This window comes from Vibrio sp. MarTm2 (assembly GCF_027587055.1).
In the GTDB taxonomy this organism is placed as follows: Bacteria; Pseudomonadota; Gammaproteobacteria; order Enterobacterales; family Vibrionaceae; genus Vibrio; species Vibrio sinaloensis_D.
In genome coordinates, this window is the sequence record NZ_JAPPTK010000009.1 from 73,124 (window position 1) to 83,068 (window position 9,945).

General features: G+C 46.4%; 10 protein-coding genes. 2 read left to right on the forward strand and 8 right to left on the reverse strand.

Annotated features, from left to right (window positions below):
• Window positions 1–38: 38 nt before the first annotated feature.
• The 8 genes from hisS to OH458_RS16205 all read right to left on the reverse strand — a co-directional run bounded on the left by hisS (window position 39) and on the right by OH458_RS16205 (window position 7,964).
• Window positions 39–1,307 (reverse strand): histidine--tRNA ligase, encoded by a 1,269-nt coding sequence (gene hisS / locus OH458_RS16170; protein WP_269979111.1) that lies wholly within the window; start codon window positions 1,305–1,307, stop codon window positions 39–41.
• A 46-nt stretch (window positions 1,308–1,353) separates the two neighbouring features.
• The gene (gene ispG / locus OH458_RS16175; RefSeq protein WP_005471599.1) at window positions 1,354–2,472 is read right to left on the reverse strand and encodes a flavodoxin-dependent (E)-4-hydroxy-3-methylbut-2-enyl-diphosphate synthase; all 1,119 of its coding nucleotides are present in this window, start codon (window positions 2,470–2,472) and stop codon (window positions 1,354–1,356) included.
• 8 nt (window positions 2,473–2,480) lie between these two features.
• Window positions 2,481–3,425, reverse strand: a complete 945-nt coding sequence (gene rodZ, locus OH458_RS16180) for a cytoskeleton protein RodZ (RefSeq protein ID WP_269979112.1) — start codon at window positions 3,423–3,425, stop codon at window positions 2,481–2,483.
• A 323-nt stretch (window positions 3,426–3,748) separates the two neighbouring features.
• Entirely contained in the window at window positions 3,749–4,873 is a 1,125-nt protein-coding gene (locus OH458_RS16185) for a bifunctional tRNA (adenosine(37)-C2)-methyltransferase TrmG/ribosomal RNA large subunit methyltransferase RlmN (RefSeq protein WP_269979113.1), read from the reverse strand.
• A 171-nt stretch (window positions 4,874–5,044) separates the two neighbouring features.
• On the reverse strand, window positions 5,045–5,473 hold the full coding sequence (gene csdE, locus OH458_RS16190; protein ID WP_269979114.1) for a cysteine desulfurase sulfur acceptor subunit CsdE: 429 nt from the start codon (window positions 5,471–5,473) through the stop codon (window positions 5,045–5,047).
• An 18-nt stretch (window positions 5,474–5,491) separates the two neighbouring features.
• Window positions 5,492–6,301 carry a tRNA cyclic N6-threonylcarbamoyladenosine(37) synthase TcdA gene (tcdA, locus tag OH458_RS16195; RefSeq protein ID WP_039624114.1) on the reverse strand — a complete coding sequence of 270 codons (810 nt, stop codon included), beginning with the start codon at window positions 6,299–6,301 and terminating at the stop codon, window positions 5,492–5,494.
• 85 nt (window positions 6,302–6,386) lie between these two features.
• A complete protein-coding gene (mltA, locus tag OH458_RS16200) occupies window positions 6,387–7,490 on the reverse strand; it encodes a murein transglycosylase A (RefSeq protein WP_269979115.1) in 1,104 nt (367 codons plus the stop codon).
• 69 nt (window positions 7,491–7,559) lie between these two features.
• A complete protein-coding gene (locus OH458_RS16205; protein ID WP_269979116.1) occupies window positions 7,560–7,964 on the reverse strand; it encodes a DUF2850 domain-containing protein in 405 nt (134 codons plus the stop codon).
• A 236-nt stretch (window positions 7,965–8,200) separates the two neighbouring features.
• Between OH458_RS16205 and argA the strand changes: the two genes are divergently transcribed.
• Both argA and OH458_RS16215 read left to right on the forward strand, forming a co-directional pair.
• Window positions 8,201–9,538, forward strand: a complete 1,338-nt coding sequence (gene argA, locus OH458_RS16210) for an amino-acid N-acetyltransferase (RefSeq protein ID WP_269979117.1) — start codon at window positions 8,201–8,203, stop codon at window positions 9,536–9,538.
• A gap of 204 nt (window positions 9,539–9,742) precedes the next feature.
• On the forward strand, window positions 9,743–9,922 hold the full coding sequence (locus tag OH458_RS16215) for a hypothetical protein (RefSeq protein WP_038139940.1): 180 nt from the start codon (window positions 9,743–9,745) through the stop codon (window positions 9,920–9,922).
• Window positions 9,923–9,945 lie beyond the last annotated feature (23 nt).

Here is a 9,945-nt window from a genome sequence, read left to right on the forward strand (position 1 = left end):
AAAGTGGCAGCCTTAACTGCCACTCAAAAATCAAAAAATTAAACCAGTTCAGCCAGTTTAGCGACAACATCTGCTTGGCTCAGGGTATCTTGCGTACCGCCAATCAGATCCTTAACCACGACGGTATTGTCGGCAACTTCATTCTCACCAAGAACGAGGGCAACCGCAGCACCTACTTTATCAGCGCGCTTAAACTGCTTCTTAAAGTTACCACCACCAAAGTGGCTCATTACGCGTAATCCTGGTACTTGCTCACGTAGCGTTTCAGCCAGCTTCATACCGGCTAGCATAGTGCCTTCGCCCGCTGTAACCATGTACACATCAACACTGCGACGAACGTCGGTCAGTTCAAGCGTTTCTAGCATAAGCACCAAACGCTCTAGACCCATTGCGAAACCAACCGCTGGAGTAGCTTTACCGCCAAGTTGCTCAACCAAACCGTCGTAACGGCCACCGCCACATACTGTACCTTGAGCACCTAGGCTTTCAGTGATCCATTCGAATACCGTGCGGTTGTAGTAATCCAAACCACGAACTAAACGCTCGTTAACTGTGTATTCGATACCTGCAGCGTGCAGAAGTTCACAAAGACCAGCAAAATGTTCTTTCGACTCTTCGCCTAGGTAGTCAGACAGACGTGGCGCATCGCCAAGGATGGCTTGAACATCCGGGTTCTTAGTATCCAAAACACGCAGCGGGTTTGTGTGCATGCGACGTTTGCAGTCGTCATCAAGGATATCAAGATGCTGCTCAAGGAACTCAATCAATGCGGTACGGTAGTTAGCACGATCTTCTAGAGAGCCTATCGAATTCAGCTCTAAGCGAACATGCTTGTCGATGCCCAGATCACGCCATAGACGAGCTGTCATCATGATAAGTTCCGCATCGACATCTGGCCCCTCTAGACCAAACACTTCCACACCACATTGGTGGAACTGACGGTAACGACCTTTTTGCGGACGCTCATGACGGAACATTGGTCCCATGTACCATAGGCGTTGCTCATCACGGTTGATAAGGCTGTTTTCAATGCACGAACGTACACAACCCGCAGTGCCTTCAGGACGCAGCGTTAGGCTGTCACCATTGCGGTCTTCAAACGTGTACATCTCTTTTTCAACCACGTCGGTCACTTCACCGATAGCGCGACTAAATAGATGTGTCATCTCAACGATTGGAATGCGCACTTCGTTATAACCGTAGGCGCTGATTACGTTTTTCACTGTGTTTTCTAACTTTTGCCACAGTGGTGATTGAGTTGGGAGGCAGTCATTCATGCCTCGAATTGCTTGGATTTTCTTTGCCACAGTTGTTTACCGTAAAGTTGTCACCGTAATTTACGTTACGTTGAGATTAATCTTGTACTTTGATGTCAATGCGATTCGATTCATCAAGCGTTGACGCTTTCGCTCGAATTTTTGCTTCCAATTGATTAACGAGATCGTTGTTGTCAAAACGTTCTTTTTGACGTTTGCCATCTTCGTAGAAAGCACTTTTTTTATTGCTGCCCGCTAAACCAAGGTGAGAAACTTCTGCTTCACCAGGGCCATTCACGACACATCCGATAATCGAAACATCCATCGGGGTAATGATGTCTTCTAGACGCTCTTCAAGTGCGTTGACCGTGCCAATAACATCAAACTCTTGGCGTGAACAACTTGGACAAGCAATAAAGTTAATTCCGCGAGAGCGAATGCGCAGCGATTTAAGAATATCAAAACCGACTTTGATCTCTTCAACCGGATTTGCCGCTAGCGAGATACGCAGCGTGTCACCAATGCCTTCCGCGAGTAGCATCCCTAAACCAACCGAGGATTTCACAGCACCAGCACGAGCACCACCGGCTTCGGTAATACCTAAGTGAAGTGGCTGGTCGATCTTTTTGGCGAGTAAGCGGTATGAATCTACTGCTAGGAAAACATCCGATGCTTTGACACTCACTTTGAATTGGTCAAAGTTCAAACGGTCAAGAATATCAACGTGACGCATTGCGGACTCAACCAGAGCTTCAGGTGTCGGCTCACCGTATTTCATCTGGATATCTTTCTCCAGAGAGCCACCATTCACGCCAATTCGGATTGGGATATTTTTGTCACGAGCACAATCGACAACTGAACGAATTCGATCTTCGTTACCAATGTTGCCAGGGTTGATACGTAAACAGTCAACGCCGTATTCAGCCACTTTAAGCGCAATTCGGTAGTCAAAGTGGATGTCCGCGACTAACGGCACGTTCACTTGTTGTTTGATCTGCTTAAACGCTTCAGCGGCGTCCATGGTCGGTACGGAGACACGAACAATGTCCGCACCCACATTTTCCAGTGCTCGGATTTGAGCAACAGTTGCTTCCACATCTGTTGTTCGAGTGTTTGTCATAGACTGCACCGCGATAGGTGCGCCGTCACCAATAGGCACATCGCCCACATAGATACGAGTCGATGGGCGACGTTTGATAGGAGATTCGTATTGCATAGTAATTTCTAAGGTAAGGTGAATCTTGCTACTTTGCCTGAAGTATACCCAGAAAGGTCGACAGGTTCACTTGCTAATGTCATTGAAACGTTTTCAGGCGCGCCTAAAACCAGTTTGTAAGGTAATTCGCCGCTCAACTCCAACGTTTCGCCTGCTTTCTTAACCCCGGTCGAAACGGTTTTGCCCGATTTGTCTTTTACTTGAATCCAGCAGTCACCTTCAAAAGTCATGACCAATAGGTTGGCCGCAACTTGAGGAACAGATTCTTCGACCGGCTCAGCTACTTCAGCGATTTCCTCCACTGACGTTACTTGCTCTTGTTGAGCCATCTCTTGCACGGTGTCCACGGTTTCTGAAGCTGGTACTTCCTCTGCTGACTCCTGAAGATTTGGCTCTTCAACGACATTGAGTTCTGTTTCGAGATCGACCTCTGGAATGATTGAGGCAGGCAGCTCTGTCATTTGAGCGTTTTCAAGTTGCTGCTCGAGCTCAAGTTCTTGCTCAGTAACTTCCGTTAAATCCACAATGGAAGACTGTTGATTCTGCCACCACCAAACAGAGGAGATGCCAACGATAACAAGCAGGATACCCCAGGTAATGATCATGATTCTGCTGTCGTGCTTTTCACGCTTGGTCTGACGCGAGAAGCTCTGCATTGGCTGTTCTTCGGTCTCAACCTTGTTGTGCTGCGTATACGCTGCAAGCACTTCTGACTCATCAAGTCCGACGGCCTTAGCGTAAGAGCGAAGGTAACCCTTAGTGAAAGTGGCAACAAGATCGGTAGTAAACTGATTACTCTCGATACTTTCAATGATCGAGACACGCAAACGCAAGCGATCAGCGATTTGCTTTTGGCTCAGTCCTAGTTGTTCTCGTTTTTGTTTTAGCAGCGTCCCTGCTTCGACGGCAGACTGAGTCTGCTCTGGTGCTGTCATGTCTTTATCAGCTGTCATGGTCGTAATGGTTCTCTTGACTGAATGAGCGCGGTTTTCATCACTTTTGTTATTCGTTATGGGTAGTGACACATTGGGCCGACTCAATAATTATTCGCTGGAGCCTAGCGCTCCGAATCAAATAACACTCCACAAAATTTCAAAGATGACTCTTTAGAGCGTTAACTATCAATTCTAATAGATATCAAGGATGAAACAACACAAGAGATGTGCATAATTTACAGTCAGCTCAAGGTTTTTCCGTAATTTGACACAATATCTGTGTCCCGATGTAACAAAAAAGCCAGAGCTAGGCTCTGGCTGTACAACTTTAGACTTAAGTATTACACCGCTTTTACTTCAATGGTGTCACCTTTCGCCGCTTTGATCATCGCAGTTCGTTTAGTACGGTCAATCACATCCCCGACTAATTGACCACACGCTGCATCGATATCATCACCACGAGTCTTACGAATCGTCACTGTGTGTTCATATTGCATCAATGTCTTTTGGAAGCGATCGATACGTGAATTACTTGGCTTCTTGTACGGTGACCCTGGGTACGGGTTAAACGGAATCAAGTTAATCTTACAAGGCGTATCTTTCATCAGCTCAGCAAGTTCGCGGGCGTGATCCATATCATCGTTAACGTGATCAAGCAGTACGTATTCAACCGTCACTTTACCACGGTTCGCATTAGAAGAGGCGATGTAACGACGCACTGACGCAAGGAAATCTTGGATATCCCAACGATCGTTGATAGGCATGATCTCGCTGCGAAGCTTGTCATTTGGCGCATGAAGAGAAATCGCCAGCGCGACGTCAATTTTGCCCGTCATTTGATCTAAACCAGAAACAACACCCGATGTTGATACCGTCACGCGACGCTTAGATAAACCAAATCCTAAGTCATCGAGCATGATTTCCAGAGCTGGAATCAAGTTCTTCATGTTAAGCAATGGCTCACCCATTCCCATCATTACAACATTCGTAATAGGACGACGGCCTGTCTCTTTCTCTAGACCAACTTCACGTGCAGCACGCCATACCTGACCAATGATTTCTGACACTTTTAGGTTGCGGTTGAAACCCTGTTGCGCAGTTGAACAGAATTTACATTCAAGAGCACAGCCAACCTGAGATGACACACACAATGTCGCACGGTCATCTTCTGGAATGTAGACTGTTTCAACGTCTTGGTCGCCGACTTTCATCGCCCATTTGATGGTGCCATCCGACGAATGCTGAGCTTCAGCAACCGTCGGCGCTTTGATTTCGCAGCGGTGTTGCAACTTCTCACGGAGCTTCTTGTTAATGTTGGTCATGTTGTCGAAGTTATCGACCCCGAAATGGTAGATCCACTTCATAACCTGATCTGCACGGAACGCCTTCTCGCCGAGTTCATCAGCAAAGAACTTACGCATACCTTGGCGATCAAAGTCGAGTAGATTGATTTTTTCAGTGGTCATGTGGCCTCTCAAGCGACGGAACATTAATTAAGGGCGCGAATTGTACAGCCTTTATGCAGGGACAACAAGGGTTGTAAAGCCACGTATTTTTTAAGACTTTAATATCAAAGCGATTAAATTATGTACAGAAACAAACAACCCGCCAATTCGGCGGGTTGTGGTAATCAATCGTTACTGGGCGATCTGTTGAATTTGCTCCACAATCGCTTTCAAGCCATTACCTCTTGATGGGCTTAAGTGAGCGATCAAACCGAGCTTGTCAAAGTAGTCATCTACATCAAATGCCTGAATCTCTTGAACACTCTTACCATCGTAGGCAGCCATCACCAATGCAATTAAGCCGCGAACAATTCGCGCGTCTGAATCAGCGCAGAAGTACCATTTACCGTCTACTTGTTGGCTAACAAGCCATACTTGGCTCTCACAGCCAGGTACTGTCACTTGATCTGACTTCAACGCATCCGACATGATCGGCAGCTTTTTACCCCATTGAATCACCTGGCGGTAGCGGTCTTCCCAGCCTTTAAAACCTTGCATGGTTTGAACGAGATCATCAGCGCTAATTTCGTGGCCAAATGGCGACTTTGCAAAAGGGGACATTCTATTCTCCAAACTCGATTACTTACTGTATTTCTGAATCAGTTTTTCTACGATGCGTGACACCGCGACAAAACCAAATGTCGCCGTAACTACTGTCGCAGCACCAAAACCGCTGGCACAATCCATACGCTTTGGCCCTTCTGCTGTAGATTTCACACCGCACACACTGCCATCTGGCTGTGGATACTTAAGTTGTTCGGTCGAGAAGACACAGTCGATCCCAAACTTACGTGCAGGATTGGTTGGAAAGTTATGATGGCGACGCAAAGTATCTTTGATCTTTTTCGCTAACGGGTCTTGAATGGTCTTGGTTAAATCTGCCACTTTTATCTGTGTTGGGTCGATTTGTCCGCCAGCTCCACCTGTTGTAATCACTTTGATTTTATTGCTTCGGCAATACGCCAATAGTGATGCTTTCGCTTTTACACTATCAATAGCATCCAATACGTAATCGAACTCTTTACTCAGATATTCGTGCTGATTGTCTGGGGTGATAAAGTCATCGATCAAATTCACTTTGCACTCAGGGTTGATAAGCTTTACACGTTCTGCCATGACTTCAATCTTGCTTTGCCCTACCGTTCCAGACATCGCATGAATCTGGCGGTTAATATTGGTCACGCAGACGTCATCCATATCGATCAGGGTGAGCTCACCAACGCCTGTTCTAGCTAAAGCTTCGACCGCCCAAGAGCCCACTCCACCAATACCAATGACACAGACATGCGCTGCGCGCAGGATATCTACCTCACTGTGACCATAAAGGCGGCGAGTACCACCAAATCGTTGGTTGTAGTTGTCAGAAGCTGGAGTGTCGAGTTCGCGCATGGTGCTATCTTCCGCTAGGTTCGAGTACAAAAACAAAGAGTGCGATTTATACGCACTCTTTATAGAAAAGTCTAGATGAGAACGCCTATTGTAGCTTCTCTGGCGGTAATGCCCAAGGCGCTTGCGTGGCAGTGCCCTCTAGGCCTAATTTCCACACTCGACCAAAATGCTTGTAGTGACCAGCTTCAGTGCCCGCTCTTGGCCCCATTCCATGGTAGAGGTCAAGGTGGTTCTGTTTCACCGCACCACCGGTATCAAGCACAATCAGTAAGCGTAATTGGTGAGCACCGCTCCAAGTGCCATCCGGTTTGAGTAACGGCACCTCGGCTAAAATAGGAGTGCCCATAGGGAAGATAGAACGATCGCCCGCCACCGACGCCATAGGCAACAGTGGGATCCCTGCGGAACCTGTCACAGGTGCATCAGCTCTAGGGCTAAAGAATACATAGGAAGGGTTTTGCTCTAACAACTCACGGACTGTAGCTTCATCATTGGCAAGCACCCACTCCTTGATGGCTTTCATTGACATTTTCTCGCGTGGGACTTCACCACGCTCAATCAGCACTCGACCAATACTAACGTAGGCCTTGTTGTTTTTACCGCCGTAGGCAAAGTATTCAAGTGTGTCATCATCTTCAAAATGAACAAAGCCACTCCCCTGCACTTCCATTAAAAAGGGATCGATCATGTTGGCTGCATAACCGAGCTCAAGCCCTAATCCTTCCAGTGCGCCTGAATAGATTTCAGCGCGAGTTGGGCACTCGGCCTCACAGTTGGGTTTGCGATACACAGGATATTTGTATGTTTCGTTCGGTTGGTGGCGCAGCTCCATAACCGGTGAAAAGTAGCCTGTAAAAAGCACATTGCCTTGTTTGTCACCGCCACCTAATTGCGCGGTTTGAATACCAAATTGGCTTAGCTCGCTTGGCTCACCACTTTGCAACACCCACTCATTGAGCTTCTCGTAGAGCGGTTGATACAACGCAGCCATGGACGGGGAATTCACAACCACTTGCTCGGCTTGACGGTGGAACTCGGTAAAATCACGCGGCTTGTCGGACTCGACCACTGCCGTTTTATTCAAAATCGAATTGAATTCACCATCACGATATTGTTGAGCTCGTTCGGTTGGTTGTGCGCAGCCAAACAGTACTGTGGCTGCAACGATAGGAAGATATTTTTTTAACACAGGTTAGATTCCTCTCCAGCAATGGGCTCAGCATGACAAACTGAGCCAAATTGCGCAATCAAAGAGAGGTTAACGAATGTTATTTTTGAATTTTTCTGACAAACGAAACACGGGTTGATAATGCGCCTGGGAGACTAACTTCATCTCACTAAAGGATTCATTGAGCATCTTATAACGGCGAACGGAGTCTCCGACGCGATACTCGACGAACTGACCATCAAAGCTGAACTCCGTATCGACAATACCGCCGTTGATAGAAACGCCATTCGGTCCCAAGGTGAACTCTTCGGCAGAATAGAGCGCTACATCTTGCTCAATCCAAGTGCCAAATACGCTCGACTTAGGAAACGTGACCGAAAGATAGTGTTGATACAGAGGAATAGACAACGCGACCACTGCAGAGAATACCGCGATAAAAAGCAGTTGAATCGTACGCTCGACTATTTTCTTTTTATAAGAACTCGAATTGTCCACTTTGTTCTTGACCGTTGCGCTACTGATAAGCTCACCTTCTACTAGTGTACGACGAAATCAGGCCATAAGTTGGTTCAATACCAACATACCGGACATATTAGGTCATTCTATACCACTTAACGATAAACAGAACCACTCTCTGTAAATGGGTTTTTGACAATTGTTCCAAAATACCGCTTGCCCAAAAAGGAATAAAATTGCAGTATTATTAAATATAAATTCACTCAAGTCGTACCATGAAAATAAGAAACACAGCACTCGTAAAAGGATTCAGACAGTCCGTTCCTTATGTTAACGCACACCGCGGTAAAACCATGGTCATCATGCTGGGCGGTGAAGCGGTCGCAGATGGAAATTTTTCAAACATTATTAGCGATTTAGCTTTGTTACATAGCCTTGGGGTTAAGATAGTCTTAGTCCATGGTGCTCGCCCGCAGATCAATGCCATCTTACAGCAAAATAACCACAACCCACCCTATCACAAAGGCATTCGAGTGACCGATGAAACGTCACTCAACTATGTCATGCAAGCGTCTGGGCAACTTCAACTTGCCATAACAGCCCAACTTTCGATGAGCTTAAGCAATACGCCTATGGCAGGCACTCAACTGAATGTGGTGAGTGGAAACTTTATTATCTCTCAGCCATTGGGCGTTGATGACGGCATTGATTACTGCCACAGTGGTCGTATTCGTCGCATCGATGTGGAAGGCATCAACAGAATGCTCGATCAAGGCTCTATTGTCTTACTTGGGCCAATCGCGAGCTCGGTAACTGGGGAGTCATTTAATCTCCTCTCTGAAGAGGTTGCGACTCAAGTCGCTATCAAACTCAAAGCAGACAAACTGATCGGCTTTTGTTCTGAGCAAGGCATTATTGATGAAAACGGTGATGCAGTCGCGGAGCTCTTCCCTCGCGAAGCAGAGCAAATACTGCAAAAACTAGAACAAGATATCGACGTAAGCAGCGATAATTCTTCAGGTACATTGCGCTTTCTTCGAGCGGCCATCTCAGCTTGTCATGCTGGGGTACCTCGTAGCCACTTAGTCAGCTATAAAGTCGACGGAGCCTTAGTTCAAGAGCTGTTCTCGTTAGACGGAATCGGCACCCAAGTGGTTCAAGCCAGTGCAGAACAAGTTAGACAAGCGGATATTGATGATATCGGGGGGATTTTAGATTTGATTCGCCCATTAGAAGAGCAAGGCATTTTGGTGCGCCGCTCTCGTGAACAGCTTGAGCAAGAGATCCACCAGTTCACTATTATCGAGAAAGATGGTTTGATCATTGGCTGTGCAGCACTCTACCCGTACCCTGAAGAGAAAATGGCGGAAATGGCTTGTGTCGCAATCCACCCAGAATATCGCGATGGCAACCGTGGTTTGCTGCTGTTTAACCACATGCGTCTACAATCAAAAGCGCAAGGCATTAAGCAGATATTTGTGTTGACGACACACAGCCTACATTGGTTCAGGGAACAGGGTTTCCATGAAATGGATGTGAACTTTCTACCTTCACAGAAGCAAAACTTGTACAACTACCAAAGAAAGTCCAAAGTGCTTGCGATCGAGCTCTAGGTTATGAAATTCTCATATTGGAGACACAATTTCATAAAATTGACATGAAAAACCTACTTTATTCCCTTTATTTCATATCTTCATTTGGTTAAAATTTCGGCTCCTTGTTCAAGGAGCCCATGGGACTCATCTCTACTTAACTTTTCAAGTTAGGTTGCACGGATTGCTTTAGGTTGATAACAACGTCACTAAGAGCACTATTCGATGAAAACTATTATTTGTAACTCAGTCCAGAGCTTTTGGGATATGGCGGACAATGAACTGCTAGAAGGCTTAGATGTACACTGTGTCTTTCCCGTTACGGAAGGTTTGAAAGCCTTTATCTTGAACTACCAAGAAAAGTATCAAATCCGCAGTATCTCTTTTTCAACCGCTCTTGCTTAAACGCTGCACACTCATTTCGCTAA